The sequence below is a fragment of the Amycolatopsis sp. NPDC114503 genome (assembly GCF_055633655.1).
Window position 1 is genome coordinate 715442 of record NZ_JBVKDT010000003.1, and the last position, 25234, is coordinate 740675.

Annotated in this window: 21 protein-coding genes; 7 read left to right on the forward strand and 14 right to left on the reverse strand. The window is 67.6% G+C overall.

The window, feature by feature from the left end; genetic code table 11:
- Positions 1 to 97 precede the first annotated feature (97 nt).
- The 5 genes from ACZ7OI_RS15870 (at position 98) to ACZ7OI_RS15890 (ending at position 14173) form a co-directional block, all read left to right on the forward strand.
- On the forward strand, positions 98 to 2158 hold the full coding sequence (locus ACZ7OI_RS15870) for a hypothetical protein (protein ID WP_470264916.1): 2061 nt from the start codon (positions 98 to 100) through the stop codon (positions 2156 to 2158).
- A gap of 64 nt (positions 2159 to 2222) precedes the next feature.
- Complete coding sequence (locus ACZ7OI_RS15875) at positions 2223 to 6245, forward strand: type IV secretory system conjugative DNA transfer family protein (protein WP_470264917.1); 4023 nt, start codon at positions 2223 to 2225, stop codon at positions 6243 to 6245.
- Between the two features lie 76 nt (positions 6246 to 6321).
- Complete coding sequence (locus ACZ7OI_RS15880; RefSeq protein WP_470264918.1) at positions 6322 to 11952, forward strand: hypothetical protein; 5631 nt, start codon at positions 6322 to 6324, stop codon at positions 11950 to 11952.
- Position 11953: 1 nt separating this feature from the next.
- A complete protein-coding gene (locus ACZ7OI_RS15885; RefSeq protein WP_470264919.1) occupies positions 11954 to 13759 on the forward strand; it encodes a hypothetical protein in 1806 nt (601 codons plus the stop codon).
- 45 nt (positions 13760 to 13804) lie between these two features.
- Positions 13805 to 14173, forward strand: a complete 369-nt coding sequence (locus ACZ7OI_RS15890; RefSeq protein ID WP_470264920.1) for a hypothetical protein — start codon at positions 13805 to 13807, stop codon at positions 14171 to 14173.
- A 199-nt stretch (positions 14174 to 14372) separates the two neighbouring features.
- On the opposite strand, the gene ACZ7OI_RS15895 is transcribed toward ACZ7OI_RS15890, so the two are convergent.
- The 11 genes from ACZ7OI_RS15895 to ACZ7OI_RS15945 form a co-directional block, all read right to left on the reverse strand.
- A complete protein-coding gene (locus tag ACZ7OI_RS15895) occupies positions 14373 to 14603 on the reverse strand; it encodes a hypothetical protein (protein WP_470264921.1) in 231 nt (76 codons plus the stop codon).
- 60 nt (positions 14604 to 14663) lie between these two features.
- Positions 14664 to 15167: a hypothetical protein gene (locus ACZ7OI_RS15900; protein ID WP_470264922.1), complete on the reverse strand. Its 504-nt coding sequence runs from the start codon at positions 15165 to 15167 to the stop codon at positions 14664 to 14666.
- Positions 15160 to 15573: a hypothetical protein gene (locus tag ACZ7OI_RS15905; protein ID WP_470264923.1), complete on the reverse strand. Its 414-nt coding sequence runs from the start codon at positions 15571 to 15573 to the stop codon at positions 15160 to 15162. The genes ACZ7OI_RS15900 and ACZ7OI_RS15905 overlap by 8 nt, the downstream gene beginning before the upstream one ends.
- A gap of 186 nt (positions 15574 to 15759) precedes the next feature.
- The gene (locus tag ACZ7OI_RS15910) at positions 15760 to 16707 is read right to left on the reverse strand and encodes a hypothetical protein (RefSeq protein WP_470264924.1); all 948 of its coding nucleotides are present in this window, start codon (positions 16705 to 16707) and stop codon (positions 15760 to 15762) included.
- Between the two features lie 260 nt (positions 16708 to 16967).
- Entirely contained in the window at positions 16968 to 17903 is a 936-nt protein-coding gene (locus tag ACZ7OI_RS15915) for a hypothetical protein (RefSeq protein WP_470264925.1), read from the reverse strand.
- Between the two features lie 330 nt (positions 17904 to 18233).
- The gene (locus ACZ7OI_RS15920) at positions 18234 to 18653 is read right to left on the reverse strand and encodes a response regulator transcription factor (protein WP_470264926.1); all 420 of its coding nucleotides are present in this window, start codon (positions 18651 to 18653) and stop codon (positions 18234 to 18236) included.
- Between the two features lie 2 nt (positions 18654 to 18655).
- Positions 18656 to 18847, reverse strand: a complete 192-nt coding sequence (locus ACZ7OI_RS15925) for a hypothetical protein (protein WP_470264927.1) — start codon at positions 18845 to 18847, stop codon at positions 18656 to 18658.
- Complete coding sequence (locus ACZ7OI_RS15930; RefSeq protein ID WP_470264928.1) at positions 18844 to 19503, reverse strand: hypothetical protein; 660 nt, start codon at positions 19501 to 19503, stop codon at positions 18844 to 18846. The genes ACZ7OI_RS15925 and ACZ7OI_RS15930 overlap by 4 nt, the downstream gene beginning before the upstream one ends.
- A gap of 56 nt (positions 19504 to 19559) precedes the next feature.
- Positions 19560 to 19799, reverse strand: coding sequence for a hypothetical protein (locus tag ACZ7OI_RS15935; RefSeq protein WP_470264929.1), 240 nt, complete (start codon positions 19797 to 19799; stop codon positions 19560 to 19562).
- 292 nt (positions 19800 to 20091) lie between these two features.
- Positions 20092 to 20457, reverse strand: a complete 366-nt coding sequence (locus tag ACZ7OI_RS15940; protein ID WP_470264930.1) for an HNH endonuclease — start codon at positions 20455 to 20457, stop codon at positions 20092 to 20094.
- A 79-nt stretch (positions 20458 to 20536) separates the two neighbouring features.
- Entirely contained in the window at positions 20537 to 20704 is a 168-nt protein-coding gene (locus ACZ7OI_RS15945; protein ID WP_470264931.1) for a hypothetical protein, read from the reverse strand.
- A 140-nt stretch (positions 20705 to 20844) separates the two neighbouring features.
- On the opposite strand from ACZ7OI_RS15945, the gene istA reads away from it, so the two are divergent.
- Both istA and istB read left to right on the forward strand, forming a co-directional pair.
- Entirely contained in the window at positions 20845 to 22479 is a 1635-nt protein-coding gene (istA, locus tag ACZ7OI_RS15950) for an IS21 family transposase (RefSeq protein ID WP_470264932.1), read from the forward strand.
- Positions 22476 to 23276 carry an IS21-like element helper ATPase IstB gene (gene istB / locus ACZ7OI_RS15955; protein ID WP_470264933.1) on the forward strand — a complete coding sequence of 267 codons (801 nt, stop codon included), beginning with the start codon at positions 22476 to 22478 and terminating at the stop codon, positions 23274 to 23276. The genes istA and istB overlap by 4 nt, the downstream gene beginning before the upstream one ends.
- Positions 23277 to 23285: 9 nt before the next feature.
- On the opposite strand, the gene ACZ7OI_RS15960 is transcribed toward istB, so the two are convergent.
- The 3 genes from ACZ7OI_RS15960 to ACZ7OI_RS15970 all read right to left on the reverse strand — a co-directional run bounded on the left by ACZ7OI_RS15960 (position 23286) and on the right by ACZ7OI_RS15970 (position 25213).
- Positions 23286 to 23555 (reverse strand): hypothetical protein, encoded by a 270-nt coding sequence (locus ACZ7OI_RS15960; RefSeq protein ID WP_470264934.1) that lies wholly within the window; start codon positions 23553 to 23555, stop codon positions 23286 to 23288.
- 189 nt (positions 23556 to 23744) lie between these two features.
- Positions 23745 to 24164 (reverse strand): hypothetical protein, encoded by a 420-nt coding sequence (locus ACZ7OI_RS15965; protein WP_470264935.1) that lies wholly within the window; start codon positions 24162 to 24164, stop codon positions 23745 to 23747.
- A 122-nt stretch (positions 24165 to 24286) separates the two neighbouring features.
- Positions 24287 to 25213, reverse strand: coding sequence for a helix-turn-helix domain-containing protein (locus tag ACZ7OI_RS15970; RefSeq protein WP_470264936.1), 927 nt, complete (start codon positions 25211 to 25213; stop codon positions 24287 to 24289).
- Between the last annotated feature and the right edge of the window lie 21 nt (positions 25214 to 25234).

Below are 25234 nucleotides of genomic sequence, written 5' to 3' on the forward strand. Positions count from 1 at the left end.
TATTCGAGTACATATTCATTGGATTCCTTGCACGGCAACGATAGAATCACAAGAAGACCGAGTGGACCGCAGCTCTCCGCTGGAGGGATCAAGACCGATGGGCGTTCTGGGCGCAGCCGCCGGAAGCCAGCAGCAGGGCCGCAAGAAGAAGCCGGACATGCTGCTGTCCTCCGTGATCCGGGAGACCGCGGTGCCCGCGTGTCTGGAGCTGCTGCGGTCGAATGCCCCGTTCGCCTTCCCGAGCGGCACCGCGTGGGTCATCCTCGCGGTCTCCGCGGACGATCTCGGGGGCCTGAGCAAACGCCACCGTCGCGACGAGGCGAAAGGCTTGCTCATCGAACTCATCGCCTCCGACCAGATCAAAACCGTGGCCACAGCAGACATGCTGGCCAGTGAGATCTTCGGAATCATCCCCACCGGGGACACGCTGGAACGGATGGAGGAAATCGAACTCCTCACCCGCGCGCGCTACTGCTGGGCCGTCGTATGGCGAGAGGACGGCGGCCTCGTGATCGACCTCGCCGACCAGACGACCTTCGCGGCCGCCAAAGCTGTGTACTCCGGCGGAAACACCCTGGAGGAAGCTGTCGGCGAGGACGTGTGGCGCGAGCACAGCGGGACGACCGCCGCCACAGCGCCCGACGACGCGACCTCCGAGAAAACCCCGTCCCGCACGGAATCCGAGGACGGCGACGACGCTCCCGGTCCCGGCGGCACGGACCACGACGAGATCTTCGACCCGCTCCCGGAGGGCGAGCCCGTCTTCGACGAGGACCCCGCCGACATCGAGCACGATCACGACACCGGCCCGGACGGGGTCGTGATCGACCCCGACGAGTCCGTGTTCGCAGCGACAGGAGGCTTCGAAGAATACGACGAAGCCGACGGCCAGGCCGAGGACGCCGACCCCCGCAGGCCAGGCGTCGACGACGAGGCAGCGCTGCCGTCCGACCAGGACCAGGCCCGAGAGGTCATCGCTCGCCGATTCCTCTCCGAAGACCTCGACCTCGTCGTGCGCCTGGACGAGTTCGACGCGACGTTCGCAGCCGCCGCGCCGGCCGTGCAGATCGGCCTCCCCCACGACGCGACCGAATGGCTGGGCGACCAGGTCGCCCAGCTCACCCGCCAGGCGAACGCCGACATCGCCCAGCTGCACCGTGCGCACCAGGACGAACTGCGAGCCCTCTACGTCACCCTGATGTCCGTACACGTGGAGCAGGTGATCCGCGACGTCGCCACCGACCGCGCCGGTTCCCGGTACAAAGCGCTCAAGGACAGCGCCGAGCAGGCGCACGCCGACCGGCAGTCGGACAAAGCGGTGCAGGTCCAGCAGGCCCAGGCCCGGATCGCGCAGGCCCACGCGGACCAGGCGAAGAAGCTCGCCGACCAAGCGGCTCTCGCTGCCGAGATCCAGTACACCGAACGCCACCGTCCGCGGATGGAACGGGAGCAAGCCGACGCGGCCGCCGAGATCGAACGGGCCCTCGACAGCGCGCACGTGCACGACCAGCAAGAGATTCTGCGCGTGCGCCGAGCGGACGCGGCGCTGAGAATGCAGGTCGGCACCACGAAGATCTTCGAACTGCTCGCCGAACGCCAATCGGATTACCTGGCGATCGAGGGCGAGCGCCTCGCCGCCTGGAACACCGAGATCCAGCGGATCGTCGACGACAACCGCAAAGCCGACATCGCTCAGGCCGAGACGCTGGCCGCGCACCAGCGAACCGCCGACGAGGTCGAGTCGGCGCACAAGGAGCACCGGCAACTGGTCCACACCATGCGCGTCGAGCACACCGCGCAGATCAGCAGGCTCCAGGAAACTCTCGAGCGCCATCGCAGGGACGCCGTGGCGCAGCTGCAGATCCGCGACGCGGAGTGGCAGCACAGCCTCGGTCGCGAACAGGAGCGGACCAAGTCCTACATCGCGCGCACAGCCGAACTCATGCACCAGCTCGACACCGTCGAGAGCTCCGCGGATCGCCGCTGGAGCGCATACGTGGACCAGTTGAAGACCAGCTGGTCGGCACATGCCACCGAGCTGGCGCGCACGTCGGAGATCCAGTGGCGGTCCCATCGGATTCTCGTCGTCCTGATGATCGCGCTGTCGCTGCTGTTCTGCGTGGCGGGCTTCATCGGCGGCTTCATCGCAAGCGGATGACCGCGCAACGCCCCCGCGAGACCTCGCCGGGAAGACGGGAGCTCGTCAGGAAGAAGGACCGAAAGTGACATCCGACAAGCGCAAGGCGTCCCGGCCTCGGGCCAGCAGCTGGGACAAGATCTCGGCCCGTCCGGCAACCGAGACCCTGACGAACAGAGACGTCCACGAGGACCAGCAACTCGACCGGGGCAAACTCCGACCAAGGCGCTCGAAGGCACTGGGCACGACGGCCGCGACGGCAGCAGGAGCACTCGTCGCGATCGGGGCCTGGCTCCTCTACTCCGCGATCGCCGCGGCCGTGTTATCGATCGGCGCGGCCGCCGACGCGAACCCGCACGGGGGACGCGGCGGCGCGGGGCCGTACTACGTCGAGGACACCACCGCCGGCCGGGGCGGCGCAGCGGTGACCTGCTACCGCCCGCTGGACGCGACGGGCCGTCCGCACATCGGGTCGCCCTGCTACCGCGACCCCGGCCAGGTCCCGGTACCGAGCTGGTGGACTCCGGCCAATGCCGCACGCAACCAGAGCGGCGCGCGCACCGGCGCGAGCACGACCGGCGTCGGCGGGCAACTCACGGCGATCTCGCCGGTCAAGCTCCTCACCGCACTCGGCTCGGGGCTGCTTGTTGCGACCGTCACCGGCACCTGGGCCTCGCGACGTGTCGCCGCGGCGAACCTGATGAACACGACCGCCGACATCAACCAGTACCAGAACGACCAGCACATCGCGCTCCCCCAGGAAATCCAGCGGCGGTTCGACTGGTTCCCCGACGCGGGCGCGCACTCCGCCGTCGAGGCGAACTCCATGATCAGCCACATGATGCTGGTCAAAAAGGGGCTCAAGACCGTCGACGTCGCCCGGCGCGCCGAGACGGACATCCTCGACGAGGACGGAACCGTTCTCTACTACGCCGGCGAGATCATGGAAGACGCCGACGGCAACCCGATCACCGTCCCGAAACCGATCATCGACGAGAAGCTCGGCGACGACCTCTTCGAGAAATCGGGCGTGCCCAGGGACAAGAACCTGCGCCGCAAGTACGACACGACGAGGATCCCGTACGACCCCGACGGCACGAACCGCGACAAGCTCGCTTCCTACCGGACCGTCGCCGACCTCATCAACGCCGACTGGACGTTCCCGGGATACGAGGCGCAGCGCCCGGCCGGGGCGTACCTCGTCGACACCGCACCGGTGAACACCATGGTGCTCGCCATCACCCGCGGCGGCAAAGGGCAGACCTACATCGAACCGGTGCTCGACATGTGGAGCCGCGAGAAGAACCGCTCGAACATGGTGGTCAACGACCCCAAAGGCGAATTGCTGGTGAAGAACTACGTCCCGTTGGTCGTGCGCGGTTTCGAGCCGGTGCAGATGAACCTCATCAACGCGATGAAGACCGACATCTTCAACCCTCTGGTCATGGCCGCCGAGGCGGCCCGCGAGGGCGACAGCACCAAATGCGCCCTCTACGTGGAGAACATCGCCGAGGTCTTCTTCCCGCTGGACGGTAGCGAAGACCCAGTCTGGCCCAACGCGGCCAACAACGCGTTCAAACGCACCGCCTACGGCCTCATCGACTTCTATCTCGAGGAGGAACGCGAACTGCGCGAAGCAGCCGCCGCCGCCGGCGCGGACCCGGAGACGCTGGAGAAGAAACTCGACGACATGTGGGGCCGCGTCACGCTCTACAACTGCTACCAGCTGTTCGTGCAGCTGACCGCGAAAAAGCTGAGGAACCCGGCCGTCGAGCTGGAGAAGCGGATCAACGCCGGAGAATTCGACGACAACCCGGAACTGCTGCGCGCGGAGCAGGAGAAAGCGGCGGAGAAAGACTTCCTGTGGGACGGCAAGGCGGAGCAGGACATGCTGACGTTGTTTTTCAACGCCACCGAGGCCCTGCCGACGAACACCATGCGCACACTCATCGGCAACGCCAACAACGCGCTGCGCGCCATGGCGGGCGCGGAGAAAATGCTCGCCTCGGTCTACGGCATCGCGATCACCGCGATGAGCTTCTTCACCGACCCGACGATCTCGACCCTGACGTCAGGAAAACCCTCGCAGAACACAGACCTGGGCGGCGTGAGCTTCCCTCGCCGGTTCGGCGTGCGCTTCGCGCCCGACTACGTCAAACGCGACCACCTCAAAGGCCTGCAAGCGCTCTGGTCGGCGTACTCGGACCCGATGTACGCCGACCACCTGGGCGCCGAGTTCGAGCACGCGGACATCGTCACGACCGAGGGCTGGGCACGGTACTACTTCAAAGGGATCTTTCCCGGCAACGAGGCGTGGATCAAGCTGGAACTCGCGAACCCGCAGACGAAGATGCTGGTGCGCACGTTCTTTTTCCATTTCAAGAAGAGCCACCAGCTCTCGCTCAACGGACGGCACTTCGTCGTCGAGCCGGTCACCGGCAGGAAGATCGTCAAGAACGGCGTGCTGCGCGAGCTGCGGCCCGTGAGGGAAGGCCGCGACACGAGCGGGAGGATCCTGTCGTTCCGCTTCGGGGACACCACGTATCCGCGCACCCGGCTCGACTTCTCCGGCGCCGGGCACCCCGAGAAGGTCTCGGGCGAGGCGCGGGCGATCACGCAGACGATGGTGCGGTACTCGGAGTCGCCGAAGGCGATCTTCCTGGTGACTCCCCCGCATCTGATGAAATACGCCAAGCTCATCCTGATCCTGCTCAAGCAGCTGGTCGACTTGAACTTCGACCGGTCGTACATGACCAAATCGGACCAGAAACCGCTGTACAAGACGAGGTTCATGCTCGACGAGCTCTACAACCTGCAGTCCGAAGGACACGGCATCGCCGGTTTCGCGACGATGCTGTCGATCGGCCTGGGCCAGGACCAGCAATTCACCATGGTGTTCCAGACCCTTCAGCAGCTGATCGACCTCTACGGGGAGTCCGTCGACAAAATCGTGCAGGGCAATACCTCGAACATCACTTTCCTCAAGAGCACCGACGACGCGATGATCGAAACCCTGGAGAAGATGTCCGGCAAAACCCACCGGTCCTACGTGGACTCCAAGCAGATCAGCCAAGACCTGGACAAAGTCGTGGGCGGCACGACCGAGGGCCGTGTCGCCTACACGATGACCACCAGGGAGGAACCGCTGATCAGCTACAACGACATGGCCTTCCTGCCGCCGCGCAATTCGATCGTCTTCCGCGCCGGAGACGCGCCCGTGTGGAACCGCAACGACACGATCCTGCCGATGTCGTGGCGGTTGTTCCGGCACACGATCGTCCACCCGGGACACGAGTATTCGCTGCAGACGATCCCGACGCTGTCCTCGGCGAGCGATTTCGACGTCCGGATGAATCAGCCCGACTTCGTCAAAATGCTCGACAAGCGGATGCGGCAGGCCCTCAAAGCCCCTGCCGCGAAGCAGCAGTACCAGGAGATCTACGACTACGAGGACGTCGAGATCGAACGTCTCGACCCGGACGTCTACTCCGACGAGGTCATGGAGATCGTCGACATGCTGACGGCAGCCGAGGCGGGCCTCGATCCCCGTGCCCCGGTCTTCGTCGACCCCGAGGAGTACGGCGCGATGATGTTCGGCGAAGACGAGTTCGTCGACAACGTCCTGGTGGCCACGGAGGTCGCCGAGCGCACCGCGGCCGCCGGCGAACGGCAGCGGAAGGCCTACGCCGAAGGCACGATCAGCAAAGAGATGCTGGTCAATCCGAACGGCTCGGCGAAGATCAAGAGCCTCGACCTCGAGATCGGCGAGGCTTACAAGAGGACACAACCCGACTTGGAACGGGACTCCGCGCACTTCTCCCTCGGCGGAGACGGCGAACTGCGCAGCGCCGACGGGACGGAGACCTACATCAGCCAGGCGCGCTCGGCGTGGTACGCCGAGGCCGCACGCCGGATCAACGGGAAGATCGCAGACGAGGAGTCGCGGGTTTACGCGGAGCACGACGTCACCGCGGACGACTTGCGTTCCCTGGCGACGGTCAAGGTGCACGCCGCCTTCTACCAGTACCTGGCCTCGTTGCCGGACTGGGAGGATCTCGCCGACGGCGCTTTCGACCGCGCGATGGCTATCGAGATGCACGCGAAGTAGCCGACCCGGCCGTCGCGCCGGACCCGTCCGCCGGGCAGTCCCGGATCCGCTCGTCCCGCGAATCGCTTATCGAACCTTGTCTATTCACAGGTCTATGATTAATAGACAAGCATTCATCCGTGACTCCGCAGGAGACTGGCAAGCCATGAAGAAGGCATACGGACTGCGCAGGTGTTTCTACGAGTACGTGTTCTACCGGGGAGTCGAGCATGTGCGGGGCCAGACAGGACAGGTCGTCCCGATCTCGCAGGCGAAAGCCATCCGGATCCGCGTCGACGAGATCCTCGCGGAGAAGCCACCGGATCCGAACGGGCGGCGCTGGAGCGTGGCGCATCCCAACCTGTCCGTCTCGGACTTCCTCGGCGCCGTCGACCGGGCCTTCTCCGAGCGGATAGCCGGATGCGACCCGGTGTTCGGCGACGCCTCTTCGGACGGTCCGCGGTACCAGCGGCTGCAACGCGAGTTCACCGCCGTCACCGGAGTCGGGGCGCGCGCCGCTCCCGCCTCGGCCTGGCTGCCCGTCAGCCCGTACGACCCGGCCTGGTCCGAACGCGCCACCGTGAAGCGAGCCGGGACCGAACTCGTCTACATCCCCGACGAGACGATCATGCGGGTGGCGGGCGGCGAGGTCGAAACCCTGGCCGAGCCCCGACGCGGGAACATGATGCTCTCCCGCTTCGACAAAGAAGGAACGCCCTTCGACGCCGGCCGGGCGATGACGTACGAGGACGCCGCAGGACTCACGGCGCTCATGGACAAGATGAGCCAGCGGGAGTACGAGCAGGTTCGCGAATGGGTCATCGACGGCGGCCGCGATCCGCAGACCGGTCGCGTCGACCGCAACCGCTTCATGAGCCCCCGCGCCGTCGCCCGCGCCGCGGCGGTGCTCGAGGAACTCAAATCGCAGGGCGTGCCGTACGAGGTCGTGCGCGACCGCGAGCCGGGCCAGACCAAAGCGAAAGTACTCGGGACCGGCATCGAAATCCGGCTCACCGACACGCGCCGGGAGGAATACGCCGGGGCACGGGTCTACGACAACGGCACCGTCCTGCGCTATTCGACCAATCACCGGGCACCCGGCGGCGTCGCGGTCCCCTCCCCCGGCCCGGAGGACGCCGTCCGTCTGCTGCGCCACGCCCTCGGCCTGCGCGTCGAGCGCTCGGATCTGCCCGGGCGCATTGTCGGCGAGGTCGGCGCCACCGACCCGGAGCACGGACGCGGGCGCACGGTCAATGCGGTGCCCGACGCCTATCACGTCGAACGGGAAGCGATGTTCGTCGTGGGCGACTACGTGGCCCCCGGCGAGTCCAGGGCGCGGCCCGGGTCGAAAGTGCTGTTGCGCCGCGACGCGAAGAACCGCCGGTTGCCGGCCTTTTTCGTCGACGCCGAACCCGCCGAGGCCTACGCCCGGGAGGCCGTCGCGAGCGCGCGGGAGAACCTGCGGGCGGCACTCGACGTCGAGACGCTCATCGTCCGCGCGGAGGCCGAACTGGAGCGCGCCGGCGCGGTCGGGGAGGATCCGGCGCCCCCGGAGTTCTCCGCGGACCCGGAAGTCTCGGCGATCCAGCGCGCGTACTGGGAAGTGCTCATCGGATCGCGCGACGACCTGTTGCGCCCGGGAGCGACCGAGGACATGCACCGGGCTCGCCTGGACGAGATCGGCGAACTGCGGGCCGGCGAGACGCCCGACCTGGGCAATCTCGCCTACACCGGCTCAGCGGCCGACAAGGTCCGTGCCCACGCCGACGACGTGCCCTTCGAGCTGGTCGGGACCTGGGAACCCGAGCCGCACGACGTCGACGGCGAATGGGTCAACCAGCGCTTCGACCCCGCCCGGGTCGCGAAATACATGACCAGCCCGGCAGGCCGATGGTCGAATCTCGACAACCTGGCCTCGGCGCTGCGCCGCTGCGCGGTCCCTCCCGACGAGATGCTGGGATCGAGCTTCCAAACGACGCGGTTCAAAGACCAGATCGTGTCCTTCCGGGCCGACCGCGCGCAGCCGATCGCCGGGCACGAATCGGCGTTCCTGCGCCGCATCGGCGACACGGTGCGCGAGTGCCTGGAGCGCAACGCGACGACGCCGGGCGACATCCTCGTCGACGATCAGGGCGTCATCCGCTGGAGCGCGGAGAAGATCCGCCGCGACGGGACGACCGTCCCCGTGTCCGGCGAAATAGGCCAGGTCTTCGACGTGGGCCCGCACGGCGAGATCGTCACGAAGTTCGCCAGCGGCGAGAACGCTCTCATCGTCCCGGGCTACGAGGCCCGGATCGCGGCGCCGAGGCCGGGAGCAGCACCGGCCTCGGTCGAGGAGCGCACGATCCTGCGCGGCTACGAACAGCTCATGCACGAGCGGATCCAGTACCAGATCGCGGGCGACCTGGTCTCGGGACGCAGCCAGACCGGTCAGCCGGCCTCCCTCAACGGCGTCTACGCGCAGCTCTACGGCACCAAGCACCCGGTCGACTTCATCGAACGGGCCACCTCCTACGAGAGGGACGAGTCCTCCGGACAGATCCGCGCCCACCTCGACGAGTGGACGGCCTCGATCCTGCAGACCGAAGCCAGGCGCGTCCGCTACTCGAACGAGATCAAGCAGGGGTCGACCGTCTACGCCGAGTACCGGGCCGAGCAGGACGGCGCCGATCCAGCCGACGACAACCGCTTCGACCCCTGGCGGCTGACCGGCGGCCGGAACATGGCAGTGCTGACGGGCACGGACCAGAACAAGGTCGCCGCGCCGGCGGGCTACTTCGACCCGGTGATGACCGGCGGGGCGACCAATCAGGGCATCGTCCGCTATCTGACCGCGGACGCCCGGATCGAGCCCGACGGCTCGATCCGTCCCGGCGACCCTGCCACCCTGACCGGGTCGCGGGCGCCGCTGATGTGCCGACCCGAACTGGACACCCTGCGCTACGACCCGTTCGACCGCCAGCAGATGACCGCCTCGACGATCATGCAGTCCGCGGAGGTCACCCGCCCCGCCGGCACCGCGCTGATGACGTTCGGCGGCTGGACCGCCGACGATCCGATCGTGGTCAGCGCGGAGTTCGCCGCGGTCCACCGCATCCGCGGCGCCGGCGGGCGCCTGCGGGATCTGGTCGTCGGCGACAAAATCTCCGACCTGCACGGCAACAAGGGCGTCATCTCGCTGATCGTCGACCGGTTCATGACGCCCCGCGAGGCTCGCGCGCAGGGCATCGAACAGGAAGCGGCCTGGTTCCGGGCCAACCCGGTCCTCGACGTCGTGATGAGCCCGTTCTCGCTGATCTCCCGGCGCAACGCCGGATCGGCCCGCGAACTGATGAACGGACCGGTCGAGGACCTGCGCGCCCCCGACGGCGAGCGGGTCGCGAGCGCGCTCGGCAAGATGCGCTTCGCGGTCACGCACATGGCGGTGGACGAGAAAACGAAGATCTACGACGACGAGCAGGTCCGCTCCGGCCGCGGCCGCAAAGCGTCGTCGCAGCTGGCCTGGGCCCTGCAGGCGCAGGACTGCCCGTCGATCATGGACGAGTTCTACGGCCACAACAGCGGAGCCGAAGCAGATCTGCGCGAATACCTGCTCGTAACAGGCCTGGACATGGAAGCCGACGGCACCCTGCGCGTCGTCGGGCTGGCCGACGGCATCGACGACCGGCCCGAGCGGCGGCTCATCGCCATGCCCGCGCTGCTACGGACCCAGCCGCGCAAGCCCGGCGACCTGCCCGGTCTGAACACCACTGCGATGCGGCGGTCCTTCGGCGAGCTCATCGGCGACCGCGGCGGCGATCTGGAGATCCCCTTCCCGCTGACCTATCCGACCGGCGAGCCGACCGAGCCGGTCAGCGCGGCCTCGTGGAAGCTGCCGGTGCTCTCCTCGCACCTGCGCAGCGGACAGGAATTCGACGACGGAACCTCGGTCACCCACGACCACACCCGCAGCTACCTCGACGTCTTCGTCGAAGCATGCCGCTACCGGTACATGTCGGAGCAACTGGAGGGCCACGGCCTGTCGGCCGAGCAGCACGCCGGGCTGCGCCAGAGCATGCGCGAGTCCGTCCAGCGCGCACAGCGCGCTTTCGAGGCGATCACGACAGACGTGCGCAACCGGGTGCTCACCGGCAAGAACAACATCGTCAAAACGGGTCTGATGTCCTCGCGGCTCTCGGACTCCGCGACCATGGTCTGGACCGCCGACCCGCGGCTCGACATCGACCAGATCGCGCTGAGCTCGGTCAAGGCCCGGCAGCTCGGGCTGAACGAAGACGACTTCGCCCTGGTGTGGCGGGACCCGGTCCTGCGCGACGCCGGCGTCCGGTACATGCGGGTCGCGATCGACGACCGGCTCACCGGCGCCGCGATCAACCCGGTCATGGACAAACCCTTCGACGGCGATTTCGACGGCGACGCGGTCGCCGTGGTCAAACTGCACACCGACGCCGCCAAAGCCGAGGCCCTGCGCAACCTCTCGGTTCCCGCGAACCTGCTCGACACCGGTGTGCGCAGCGACCGCGGCACGCATCCGCTCGCGATCCAGGTCTCCCTCGACACACAGGTCGCGCTCTCCAGAAACCCCGTGCTGCGCAGGGAACTCGACAGCCTCAGCGGCAAGACGAACCTCATCGCCTGGGGCGCGGACTCGGAACCAGCCGAGACGACGCGTGCGCGTCAAGACGAGGCGACCCGGCAGCTGAGCGAGTTCTACCGCCAGGCGCAACGCAGCGAGTTCGGGTCGGCACTGTGTTTCGCCGACCGCGACGCGCATCTGCGGAGCGTGCGCGAGGTGTGCGTAAAGACCGGAGCCAAGGGCAGCGAGAAGAAACTCGCCGACTACGCCCGCAACCTCGGCGACGAGCAAGGAAACCCGGGCATCACCCAGGCCGACCAGGAAGCGTCCATGTTCGCCACCGCGATCAAAGCCCACGGCACCGGCCTCGGCGGCGCCTTCAGCCAGAGAGCGGCGCGCGCGCTGCGCAACGGCGACCTCAAAGCGGTGCTGGAGGTCACCTACCCCGTCACGCAGTCGATCCTGCAAGCCAAGCACGACGCCGCCGAGGCCCGGAACAAGTACCGGATGCTGCAGGGCCCCGGACGCGACCTGTGGCGCGGGCGCAAGCTCGAGCACGTCGGCCCGGGCCAGTGGCGCGCCGAGACCGCCGACGGCGAACCAGTCCAGGCCACCGCAGAGCAATGGCAGGCGCAGTTCGTCGAGTTCTACGAATCCGCGGACGGCTTCGGGGTCACGGTCAACCCGGACTACGTGGCCCGCGTCGCACACGTCCTGCAAGACCCCGCAACGACGCTGATCCGCAACCTCGAAGAAGACCCCGCGCTCGCGGGCACGCTGATGGACCGGATGGCCTACGGCGGCGATTTCGACACCCTCGTGCAGGCCGCGAAAAATCGCGAGAGCGTCTACGACGGCGAAAAGAACGCGCACTTCGCTCCCTCCGGAACCCGCACGGCCCTGGCCCGCACCGCCCGCGCACTGGAGAACCTGCACCAGCGCGGGCGCGTCCCGCCGGTGCAGGAGACCGCGGTGGACCCCTCGGTGGTCAAACACGACGTCGTCGCCGACGCGGCCCCGGACGCCCGGGCACGGGGCACGCACCGGCGCTCCGCACACGCGGTCGGCGTGGGACCGCGACGACCGGCCCGCACGCCGGTGCCCGGGACCGAGGAGCAGCAGACCGGCAACGACTACGCGATGGGATTCTGAAATGGCATCGCACACGGAACCGGAACCCGGGCCGGAGACCGGACGCCGGGCGACCAAAGCCTTGCCCGTCCCCCCGACCGGCGGCCACCGGAGCTCGGCCGGCGACGAACCGCCGTCCGGTCAGACGCCGCGCGACCCCCGCGCCCGGCCGGAGGACCCGAGCGAACCGGACATCGTCGACGCCGAGGTCGTCGACGAGTGGGAGCCGGGAGACACGGGGCGCTCGCGCGAGCGTCTGCGCGACAGCGTCCGCGGCTTCTTCGGCGCGAAGACCACGGCATGGACAGCCGAGCGGCAACGCCGACGCCGGGCCGAACGGGATCGTGCCGCATCCGAACGCGACAACCTGGACGAGGGCGAGCAGCTCCTGCGGCTGCGAGCGGAGACCAAACTCGCCGGCGAGCGGTACATGGAATCGCTGCGCGACTCCCGCCTGCTGGTGCCCGGTTTCAACGACGACGAGCGCGACCGCCAGTTCACCGTCATGCACCAGGTCTACATGCAGATGATGATGCAGGGCTGCCTCAGGCCGCTGAGCCGCGGCGTGAACCCGGCATCGATCGTCCAGGCCGTCGGCATGATGGTCGCGATGCGGCTGCTCGCCCCGGAATTCAGGAAAGAGATGGACAGCTACCTGCAGCCGCTCAAAGACAAGATCCGCGAGCGCATCGACGCCCGCACGGTCTCGGCGCGCTCGTTCGCGCAACTGCAGGCCGCCAGGCACAACGACCTCGTCGACGCCCGCACCGCACACCAGCTGGCACGCAACCCCGAACTGGCCGGCGACGAGACATTCGCGGCACGACGGGACGCCAGGAAGACCGACCGGGACGCGTACCTGTCGCGCAAGTGGCGGCGCCGCCTGGAGGAGATGGAAGCCCGCGAACGCGGCCACCGCGAGATGTTCACCCCCGAATCGGCTGCGATGACCGAGGTCGCGCTCATGGAGAACGCCTTCTGGCGGATGCGTGCCCCCGACGCCGACAGCGACGAGATCTACGCCAGCTACCGGGCAATGCGCCAACGGCTCCGCGGCCAGATGGCCGACGACGGCCTCGATCGCCAGGACGTCGTCACCCGGGCGCGCATGATCATCGGCGAGCGGATGGCGGCAGAACCGGAACTGCGCCTGATGTTCAACGGCCTCGCACACGGACGCATCGTCAAGAGCCCCCCGCATCCTGTGCGGACCGCGGGCGGCGACGGGTCCCGGGAGGTCTGGACCGGAGAGTTCGACGACCAGTGCGGCCGCAGGCTCCCCGAGGACGGCATGTTCACGCTTCGTCGTCCGATGGACGCCCACACCCATCAGGCCCAGCTGTCGGAGACGATGGCGGAGTCCATGCTCGACGGGCTGCAGCGCACCGGACGATGGGCTTATGCCGACAGCGTCATGGGCTACCTCGTCGGCTTCGCTGCCAAACGGACGGGCCTGGACACGCGGGGACTCCCCGTCGTCCTCCAGCAGCGACTCGACGAATCGGAAGCCATGCTCGCGAGCATGGCCGTGGACGGCCTCGAACCGGAGACACAGCAAGAGGTCTACGCGAACGCCTTCAGCGACGCCATGGAGGACGTCGCGCAAGCACACCCCGGCGTCCAGGAGAGCCTGGTCCGCAACTTCGGCCACGACTGGCAGGCCACGCTCCAGGCTGCCGTCGACGACCCGGCCTGGTTCGTCCGCGAGCACCGGGCGAAACCCAGGGTCTACTACGCCGGCCCCGACCACACGACGCAGCACGAGAGCGACTTCGACTGGGGCTACCCAGCCAGGCACCACGGCAGCGACGACCACCAGCCGGTGTAGGGCAACCGACCTGACCGGCACGAGACACAAGACGGGACCAGAACCATGGAAGACGAGCCACAGAGCGGAGAACAGCAGACGACGTACGGATCCCGTTTCGCGCGGATGTTCGGCTATGTCACCCCGGAAGACCGCGCCAGATGGGAACAGCAACGAGCACACAACACGCCGAAGGTCAACGCGATCAGACAAGGCCTCAAATCATCGGTGACCGCGCTGCTCGAGTTCGCGGACATGAACGTCCACGCACGGCTCGACGCCGCGCATCGCGTGGCAGCACAGAAACAATTCGACGAGTCGCACGGCAAAATCGTCACCCGGCACCGTGATCCGCGAACGCGATCGATCATCGAGACGGTGGGCTACGAAACCGTGGACCGCCGGGAAGCGATCGAGCCCGACTTGGAGGTGTAGCCGACAGACAAGCCATCGGCGCCATCCGCATCCCGCGCAGCGAACACTCCGAGTACCGCCCTGCAGAGCCGGCACGACGACACCGGCCAACGGAAAACAGTCCCCAGACGAGGAAAAGACACAAAAAAAGAGAGAACCCCGACGATGCGTCTGCATCACCGGGGTTCTCCTCGTTCGGTTCTGTCGCAGGAAAGGCAGATCAATCGTCGACGAGCGCGACGACGACCAGCACGAGGACAAGGATGCCCCCTGCTCCGCCGAGCAGATGAGTCCAGCTCAGCGGTGCATCGAGCCAGGCGACAACCTTGTCCCGCGCGCAGCCCATGACACCCGCGACCGCACTGAAGAGACCGCTCGTCCAGCCGATGACCGTCGCCGTGACTCCGCCCAGCACGCACAGAAGGGCGGCCTTGCGAGACCTGGTAGACACGGCAGCGGCTCCTCGGCTTCCGGCATTCGGGACGCGGCTGGTCGCAGACGACGCAGCTGCTCAACGGAACTCGACGTCCGATTCCTCGATCGCCTGTGTCGCAGTATCGATCGACGGCTTCCGGGGCAAGGACCGATTCGCGATCGGTTCGGCCTGAGTGCGCAACTCGGCGAGGGTGAGCCCCACAGGGCGGCCCAGGCGCTGCCCTGCCACATAGTAGGCATGTCCAGCCTCGCGCTCCCCCAGAGCGATGATCTCGCGAGTGACCGGCTGATCGGGGTTTTCAGGCACGAGCTCGCGCCACACGAGCCTGTGCGTATTATGGCCTGCTGCCGACCGCACATAGCTCGTCTCGCAGTCGGAAATATCCGGGTAGCTCGACATGTATTCGAGCCGGTGCCTGCCGCGTTCGCCCTGAGCGATCCGCTCCAACCTGTTCAGAGCAAAGCGCAGAAGCTGGCTTTCCGGGCTGTGCCGGTCCTTCTTCGCCGCGGCGTGGAGGGCGCGGAGGTCTTCCTCGAACCCTGGCAGCACGACCATGCGGATGCGACGTTGTTCATCCATCTTGGCCCGCCTCGCCCGGCTGAGCGCCACGGCGTTCCTCAGCCCACCGCCGGCCGAATTCGCCAAGGGACTCGGCGAGTTCGTCGACGGTGACCTCGGCGCCGACGCCGCCCGCAGGGTTGTGCGCATCGGCCTCGGCAACCCTGCGGGCCACCTCGTCCCGGAATGCGCCTTCGCCTAGGGCGAAATCGGCCTGGTCGTGTTTCATCAAGCGCAGGAAAGCCGAGAAGGGGATCACGACAGCTTCCGGTTTGTTGCCGTCGCCGAAGATCAGCGGCTCAGCATTGCCGCCGCGAAAGCGCTCCAGCAACGCAGTCAGGTCGGCGGCCCTGATCTGGCCGGTCGGCTGGACGTTGACGGCGAACTTCGGAAGACGGCCGCCTGGGTCGTCGGGCTCGTCACTCATGACTCAACTCTATTGCTTATCGAATCGCTTGTCATTGATGTATTAGACATGCGGCCCACCGCAGCGTGGCAGCCTCGCGCGTGAAACGCTCATCAGCTGTTACGACGGTGGATGCTGCCGAGGTGCCGTCTCCGGGTGATGCTCTCGCCACTGCAGAGGCGAACGCCAAGCGGCTGGGTCCACTCATCAGATGATGCGGACTGCTTGTTCGACCTGGGACGCCGTGCCCGCGATCGCCCTCGGGGCGTCCTTGCTGTCGCCAGCCGGGCCGCCGCCCTTCGAGCCACCCGCGCCGACCGGGTCCACAGTGAGCAGGCCGATGCCGATCTGAGCGTCGGCGATTCGGGCCTTCACCGTTGCGGCCTCGTCGGCCGAATACCGGCAATCGCGAATTGCTCGCAACTCCGTTGCGATGCGCTGCTCCGCGAACTCCACGACCCTGCCGACCTGCGCTCGCGCCTGGGCCTCGCGGTAGAGCCGGACGGTCAGGTCGATGCGGTAGCAGGCCAGCAGGAAGCTGTCGGGGTACGCACACAAATCCCACGCATCAGTCGGGTGATGACCGAACACTTCCCATTGCGCTTGATCCTGGAGCCAGTCCCGAGCTGCGGACTCGTCGGTATAGTAAGTGTGAGCAATGCTGCCCATGGTGCGCTCCCGTGTCGCGCCGCGACGATCCGCCTCGGCGGGGTCTGCGGTCCGGACCTGGGCGATAGCTGCTGTCGAGAACTTCTCGTGGTCGTCGAGAAAAGCACGGACGTGCTGCTTCAGCACCCTGTCGTCGTATTCCCTGACCTCGTCGGGCGATCGGTCTTCGCAAAGCATTTCGGACCAGCGACGGAAGTCTATGCGCGGCGCGCCATCGGAGTAGCAATTCCTTTCGCTGTCGGGCAGGTCGAACACCTCGATCATGTCGCCAGCGCAGGTAAACATGTATGCGGCGGTGTGGCCGCCGGAGATGGCCACGCCCCCCGGCCATGTGACAAGGTCCCAGGTCTCTCGGTCCGTGCCGGGCCGCGCAGTCCGCAGGTGGCGGTATACATCGTCGTCGTGGAGGACAGACAGTCGGTGTTCGGCTGTCCGCTGGAGAAAACGAGCATAGGTTTCGGCATGAGGATTCTTGGGTTTGCTCATGGTCTGCTTTCTTCGTTTGGCAGGGCAAGGCTGTGCATATCGGTCCGAGGAGCGGCGGGGGCACGGCAGTGCGCTGGAAGCGGAAGCCGTGGTGTCTCGGGTCCGGGAGGACCTGTCGGCGCGCTGCGGTCGCGGCATTCTGTGAATGCCGGTCCAGGGCAGATATTGCACGTGGCCTGAGCCAACGCGACGGTGTGCGGCCGCGACTAAGTTCTCGGGAGCGGCGAGGGAAGAATACGATGCCGTGATCCGGGAGAGCGCTACAGCACCGGACTGTTCTCGTGCCGAGCCCGGATCGGCCGTGTCTCAATCTGCCGGGCGTGTTTGGCGGCCGGGGTCCCAGTTGCGTTCGCTGCCGTCGGCGGATCGTCAGTCAGCAGTTTGATGCCGACACGGGCCTCCGCGATGCGATCCCGCACGACTGCGGCCGCGTCCGCCGGATACGGGCTGTCGCGATTGATTGTCCTGATTTCGTCGGCAATGGCTTCTCCTGCGAACTCCAGGACCGCACGGACACAGGCCCGGGCACGGGTCTCGCGATAGAGCTGAACGGACAGGGCGATGCAGTAGCACGCGGTCACGAAGCCGTGGGTGTAGACCGACAGATCCCAGTCCCACGACGCGTCCTGGCTGAACACATCCGCCTGCGGCAGCGCGCGCAGCCAGTCGCGCGCCTCGTGTTCCGAGTCGCCGTGCAATCGAGCGGCGTCGAGAATGGCTGCTCGCGCATCCGCGCGACGGTCCGCCACAGACGGATCTCCCTCCCGGACCTGGGCGATGGCCTCGCCGGAGAAGTCCTCGTGCTCGTCGAGCGACTCGTCGACCTTCTGCAGGAAGACGTCCGGATCGTACTGCTTGACCTGGAGCGATCGGCCGCCGCACAGTTTTTCGGCCCAGTAGATGAAATCGATGCCCGGGGCACCGTCCGAGTAGCTGTTCCGAAGCCCGGAGGGGAGCTCGAAGAACTCGAGCATGTCGTGCATGCGAGTAAACGTGTACCCGGATGCGATGTCACCGGCGGTGGCCAGATGGCCGGGCCACGTCACGATATCCCAGGACCACGCACGCGTGCCTGGTTTGGCGATCCGGAGATGGCGGTAGACACCGTCGTCGAGGAGCACGGAAAGCTCATGGCCTGCGGTCGCGCGCAGAAACTCCGCATAGGTCGCTTCATAAGGGTTGTGGGGCTCGTTCATGTTGTTCCTTCTCGATGCTCAGGGGCACCATGGCGCGCTGCCGGCATGACCCGATAGTGCCGGGCAACAGCGAAATCGGCGCAACCTCAGGACGGCTCACGCCTTCATGGACCCGCGGCAACGGTCGCCTCCGAGGGCGTCGCATTCTCCGCAACGCGCGGCAGTGCACACATCCGGGGATCGTGCTGATGCGGATGAGGTATTCAGCGCTCGAAACGGGTTCCCGTTCTCCCAGGCATCCAGCACGACGTCCCCCTCAATGCGCACAAAGGGCGGGGTTGCCGGGAATAACGCAGGAGCACCGTGCCGGCCGCCGCCCCGTCTAGTTCGTTATACGCCTGCGTTGTTCCCGAACCAGCCATTGGCGTGTGCACGATGGACGGCATGGGTGCGGTCGCGAGCGCCGAGTTTGCGGAGAATGCTTTTGACATGCGTTCGGATCGTTTCGACTGACAAGTGAAGCGAACGGCCGATGTCGGCATTCGTTTGCCCTTCCGCGACGAGCGCGAGGACCTCGCGTTCGCGTCGAGTGAGATCCGAACCGAAGAGAGGAGCAGTCCCCCGGCGCGCTCGCCGTTCTTCGACCCTGAACGTGCGCGGCTGCCCAGGGCGCGCAGGGATCTCTTGCTGGTTCACGATCCCGTTGAGCGCACGCGCCACCGCCGGGTGGGCGGCCGCGGTGACGACAAGGACGGCGACGATCGCACCAGGGTCGCGGCCGGGACGATGTTTCGAGCTCCGGTCTGTCACGCTCACTCCTCGAGCCCCAGCATGTCGAGCAGCGTCGCGTGGTCGGCAGCGCTGACGGCGCGGCGTCGGACTTCCGCGCGGGCGAGCTTGCGTTCCTCGGCGCTGCCTTTCTCGACCAGCTTCCTGGGACGCGGGCTGCCCTGCGCGACCGTGCTCCCGAGCGGTCCGCGCACCCGGGCGACCGGGCGGTTCATGCCGCACCGCCCAAGATCGTCTCGATCTCGGCCAGTTTCTCCACCGCAGGGAGATGCTGAGCGGCGACGACGGTACGCAACTGCGTGAAGACTGCTTGGGCTGTGGGGTCCTGGATGCGGTGGACAGCGATCGTCGCGAAGTTTGCGCGCATCTGCTGATGGCGCTCGACCAGCATGCATGTGCGGCGCCGGACCTCGTCGTCGTCCAGCAGAGGCGGCGTGCTGCAATCGGGCACGAAGCCCATTTCCCTGAGCACGAAGTCTGGCAGCATGGACGCGCTCTCGATCTGCTCGACCGCGTCCGCGGGCGGGTCACTTTCGGTGAGACCCCCGGAGACATAGAGCGTGAAGCCCCCGACCGTGATTCGAGAGACCTCGCGAGAAGCGAGGGCCTTCTCGAGCCCGTCGATCACGGCGAGGCCGGCACGCCGGACGATGTCGAGCCGGAGCTCCCCCGCCTCGTCGAAAACCTCCGTCTCCGGGTCCAACTCGGGCAGCAAAGCTCCGATCTCGCTCTCGATGCCGCAGGGGCCGTCGAATTCGAACAGCGCGGCGTTGTCGATCTTCTCGACCAGACGCCGCCCCTTGTCGTAGTCCGGCGGTTGGGTGCGATGTGCCGGGACGGCGATCAGGACGATGGACATGTCTGTGCTCACGGCGGTGTCTCCTTGTGCATTTCGGGCGGGGTTCTTGTCGCATGGAGCGCGACGGATCACCGACGGATCCATGCGAGGTCGGCATCCGGTTCGCTGTAGGCCGCGTTGTCGGCGTCGCGCATGGTTGCCTCGGGGTGTTCGAGGAAATGCAGCGACGTGTTCACCACGAGCAAGAGAGCCTCGCGAAGCCGCTCGTCTTCAGGTGCCAGCGCCGCGATCTCGTCGGCCGCCCGGTTCACTGCGACGCTGATCTCGTCACGTGTCCAGTGCTCGCAGGTAGTGCCGGTGGTGGCCATGGCTGTCCTCTCATTGCGATGTCGTCGGCGCCGAGTGCCGCGCGGCCTTCCGCCGAAGTTCTGGTCCAGGAGCCGTCGGCGAGCACAGCGGCGACCGCGGACATGCGGGAGGTTCGCCGGTTCGTGTACTCGGCGGTGACGGCCGGCCTGGACGACGAGTTGGGCGTGCCCAACGCTTGGTTGGCTTTCCCCGGCGCGCACCGCAGAGGCCAGTGTCAGTCGTGACGCGAAGTGAAGCTGAGGGGCTGTCCCGCGAAAACTGGCATGCGTCTCGGGTTTCAGACTGTGGCCGTCAGCGTCTCCTCCGGCGGCGGACGAGCCGCCAGCGGTAGACCACCGTGGGTATCCGACCGGACTTGCGACGGTTGTGGCGGCGGCAGAGAATCGCGCCGTTCCACAGCTGAGTCGGGCCTCCCCTGCTCCACGGAACGACGTGATCGGCTTCCAAGCCGACGGTTGCCCGGCAGCGCGACCAGAGCAACGGTTTGTATTCACAGCGGTGCCCCGCGCGGGAGAGCAGGATTCGTTTCTCCTGCCAGGAGAACAACCGTCGCCGATCGCGCCGACGTTGGCCGCGCCTGCGGATCGCGACCAGCAGCGCCGACCCGATGAACGCAATAGCCAGGCAGGCCGGAAGAAGACTGTCTTTCACAGGCATGCTCCTTGGATCGGAGATTCACGGCCGCGCTGCGGTCGCCTCCTGCAGGCGGCCCGGAGGTTGCCGGGCCGCCCAGCGGTCAGTGCAGGACGTTGCTCAGGCGGACGAGGGCCCGGCCGATCGCGAGGACGCCGTCCCAGCCGACGGCGTCGCGATTGTCCGTGAGCTCCGCCAGGTCGGTGCCGACGGACAAATAGATCCCGCGGCAGTCGTCGAAGATCTCGACCATGGCGTATGGCCGTGGCATCGTGATTTGGCCCCGGTTCGGCACCGTTAGCGGGCCCCACCGATCGGGGGAATTCCTGCTCGTGGCGTGCGAGTCGGTGGGTCGAATTGAGGGTCCTGGGTGGACAGTGCCGGCGAGGGGCCGTCCGCGTGGGAGCCGGGATGGTGTCCAGGGTGGAGTTGTTCGCGCTGATCCGGCGGGATGCCCGGGTGGAAGGTCTGTCTGTTCGGGCGTTGGCTGAGCGGCACGGGGTGCATCGCCGGACGGTGCGCCAGGCCCTGGGGTCGGCGGTGCCGCCGCCACGGAAGACCCCGGCGCGGTCGTCGCCGGTGACGGGCCCGTTGCGTGAGGCGATGGACGGGATGCTGCGGGCGGATCTGGACGCGCCGCGCAAGCAGCGGCATACCGCGCACCGGATCTGGGAGCGGCTGGTCGACGAGCGCGACGCGACGATCGCCTATCGCACGGTCTCGAAGTACGTCGCGAAGCGGCGGCCGGAGATCGTGCTGGAAGCCAGGAATCGGGCGAGTGTGATGGACGGGTTTGTTCCGCAGACGCACCTTCCGGGGCAGGACGCCGAGGTCGACTTCGCCGAGGTCTGGGTCAACGTCGGCGGCGTCGACACCAAGTGCTTCCTGTTCACGCTGCGGATGTCGTTCTCCGGCAAGGTGATTCACCGCGTCTACTCGTCGCAGGGGCAGGAGGCGTTCTTCGCCGGGCATGTCGCGGCGTTCACCGAGCTGGGCGGTGTCCCGGCCGGGGAGATCCGTTACGACAACCTGTCTTCCGCGGTCCGTCGGGTCTGCTTCGGACGGTCACGGGTGGAGACGGATCGTTGGGTGTTGTTCAAGTCTGCTTACGGGATCACGAGTTTCTATTGCATGCCAGGCAAAGAAGGCGCGCACGAGAAGGGCGGGGTCGAGGGCGAAGGGGGCCGGTTCCGGCGACGCTGGTTCGTCCCGGTCCCGAAGATCCCGGATGTCTCGGGGCTGGCCGCCATCAACGACCGGCTCGCCGCGGCGGACCTCGCCGAGGACGCCCGCCACATCGACCAGCGGACGGCCACGATCGGGCAGGACTTCGCTCTCGAGGCGCCGCTGCTGGCGCCGTTGCCGACTGACGAGTTCGACATCGCGCTGACCACGACACCGCGGGTCGACCGCTACGCCAGGATCACCGTCCGCCAAGCGCTCTACTCGGTCCCCGCCCGGCTGATCGGGCAGACGGTCCGGGCCAAGCTCGACGCGGAGGAACTGGTGGTGCTGCACGGATCCACCGAGGTCGCGCGGCACCCCCGGGTGACCGCCAAGGGCGGGCAGCACCTCGTGCTCGATCACTACCTGGAGGTCCTGGCCGGCAAACCGGGCGCGCTGCGCGGGGCGACCGCGCTGGTCCACGCGCGGCAGAAGGGCTGGTTCACCGCCGCCCACGACGCGTTCTGGGCCGCTGCGCGGGCCAAGCACGGCGACCAGGCCGGCACCCGGCTGCTGATCGAAATCCTGCTGCTGCACCGGCGGATGAGGCATGCGCACGTGATCGCCGGGATCCGCACCGCGCTGGAGGCCGGGTCGGTCTCGCCGGACGTGGTGGCGATCGAGGCCCGCAAGCACGCCGCCGCGGCCGGGGACACCACGACGGTCGAGCCGCCGAGGCCGCAGCGCAGCCGCAGCAAGGTCGTGTCCCTGCCCGAACGCCGCCGCGATCCCGAACTGCCGCCGGACTCCCGGCCGGCGCCGTCGGTCGCCGCCTACGACCAGCTGCTGCGCAACACTCCCAGGAAGGGGAACGCGTCATGACCCGCACCACTGCCCGCGGCCGGGACCAGCTCACCGAGGAAGCCGCCGACGCCGCCATCGAGCAGGCCTGCCGGATCCTGCGGCTGCCCACCATCCGCGACCGCTTCGGCGACCAGGCCGCCGCCGCGGCCCGGCAGCAGGCCACCTACAAGAGCTTCCTGTCCGAGCTGCTGTTCATCGAGTGCGAGGACCGCGAGGTCCGCCGCAAGGCCCGCCTGGTCAAACAAGCCTGCTTCCCGCGCACGAAACGGTTGGAGGACTTCGACTTCGCCGCGAACCCGAACGTCCCGCCCGCGCTCGTGCACACCCTCGCCAAGGGAGCCTGGATCCGCGCGGGGCAGCCGGTCTGCCTGATCGGGGACTCCGGCACCGGCAAGTCCCACCTGCTGATCGGGCTCGGCACCGCCGCCGCCGAGGCCGGGTTCAAGGTCCGCTACGTCACCGCCGCCGCGCTGGTCAACGAACTCGTCGAGGCCGCCGACGACAAGCACCTGTCCAAGACCATCGCCCGCTACGGCCGCGTCGATCTCCTTTGCCTCGACGAACTCGGCTACCTCGAACTCGACCGGCGCGGCGCCGAGCTGCTGTTCCAGGTCTTCACCGAGCGGGAGGAACGCTCCAGCATCGCGATCGCGAGCAACTCCGCGTTCAGCGAATGGGCCCGCACCTTCACCGACCCGCGGCTCTGCGCCGCGATCGTCGACCGGCTCACGTTCGACGCGTCCATCATCGAGACCGGCAGCGAGTCGTTCCGGCTGCGCACCACCAAACGCCGCCGCACCAACCGAGCCAGCTGACCACACCGGTCAGAACGGGGCGTCGCGCCAGTCCGCCTCGACCGGCCCGGCCGGCGGGACGCGGACCGTTCCCGCGTCGATCTCGACCCGCTCACCGGCGGCGATCTCGGCCGCGAACACGTCCAACGCGTCCTCCTCCAGCCGGCAGTCCCACGTCTCGCAGGCGTCCTCCAGCTCGCGGCGGACCACCGCGACCGGCTGGCCCGCGAACCCGATGAACACCTCGTCCAGCGCCCACACCAACGTCACCACCGCCGGGCCAGGCTCACGCTCGCTCACCACGTCATCGTCACCAGCGGGCCAGTCCGCGACCAGCAGAGACACCCGGACGAGGCGGGGCCAAATCAGAGTGCCGGCCCGTCGCCGACAAGGGCAGGTGGGGCCACATCAAGATGCCGACCGATCCCGCAACCCGACCGCCGGGGCCATATCAGAATGCCGAACCGGGGCCAATTCGACTTGCCGAAATCAGGCGTAGTCGGCCATGACGGCGGAGACGCTCAGTCCCGGTACGAGCCCGGTCTCGCGCAGGCGCTCGGCAACCGCGTCCACGACGTCGCCGAAGATGTTGACCTGGCGGTTGCCGTAGATCGGACCGGTGCCGGAGTCGAAGCTCGCCGGTGCCAGCGGTTCGTCGAGCGCCGACGAAGTGAGGGCGCTGGTGAGGTCTTCGTCGGTGAAGGCGAATCCGGGATGGATTTCCTCGATCGCCACGATCCGTCGATCGCAGTGCGGTGCGGTGTCGCGGGCGTCGGCAACTGCCTCGGCGAGGCTGTTTGCGTCCACGACGCTGTCGAGCCGCGCTTCGTCGAGCCGCAGACGTTTACCGCGGGGATCGCGATGCGCGTCGCCGGGGTCGAGTTCGGAGACGATTCGGTATTTCGGCATGGTCGTTCCTGTTCCCGTAGTGGTCGGACGCTCGTCTGATGGCGAGCGCGAAGAGCAGGGCTCGCTACCGCCGTGAGCTTCTCGGCGGAGACCGGCCTACGGTTTTGGCGTGTGCGCGGCTGCTATCCGGTGCGAGCCGGCGCCTTTTCTCGGAACCTCGTCGCGTCACGTGGTGCTCCCGCTGGCGACGTTGGCACCAGACCGGCGGCTCGGCCCCAGATGTAGGCCAGCGATTGACCGGGAGACATCGCGCAGGCGTCCAATTTCCGCAGGGTGCGCCGATAATGCTGGGCATCGTCGAGGACGAAGGAACTCGCGCCGAGATGTGCACAGTGGACGATGGCATCGCCGTTCGGCATGGCGAAGCGCGTGAAAGCCCCGCCGACGTCTGTGCCCGGCGCGTCGTCGCGCGGGACCACGCGGACGACAGCCGGCAGGTACGGCGGTCGTGCGTCGTGCAGAAACCGCAGCTGGCGAAACATCATGTCGTTGTCGTGGAAAGGGCGCTCCAGCGCGGCCTGCCCGACGAACACCGTGACGTGTGTTGCCGGATCGGCGTCCGCGGCGGCCTGCAGGCGTTCACGACGTGCCGCCAGCTCCGCAGAGTGCTCGGTCAGTTCGGCGGGGCTCGGCGGCGGGTTCGTCAGCGTGGCTCGGACATAGTCGGGAATCTGCAGGATGTCGGGGATCAGCTCCGGGTCCCAGGCCGACCAGGAGCGGGCGGCGCGGTCGTGAGCAGCGACGGCGTCCGAGACCTGGCGGCTGTGCGCGGGTTCGGCGATGACCCAGTCACGTGCGCCGGCGCTGAGCGCCAAGGCCATGATGCGGTCGCGCTCGATGCGGCCGACGCCGAGACCGCCCAAGATCATTCCTACATCCTCGGGATGCGGCACCCGCGCTCCGGCTTCCCAGTTCTGCAGGAATGCCGGGTGGACGTGGATCAGGCGGGCCAGCTCGCGCAGTCCGACGGCCCTGGCGAGCCGGGCTCGGCGCAGCGCGTCGCCGAGCAAAAGGACCCGCGGCGCTCCCGCGAATGACGTGTGTCCCATAGTCGAAACCCTTCGCGGCGT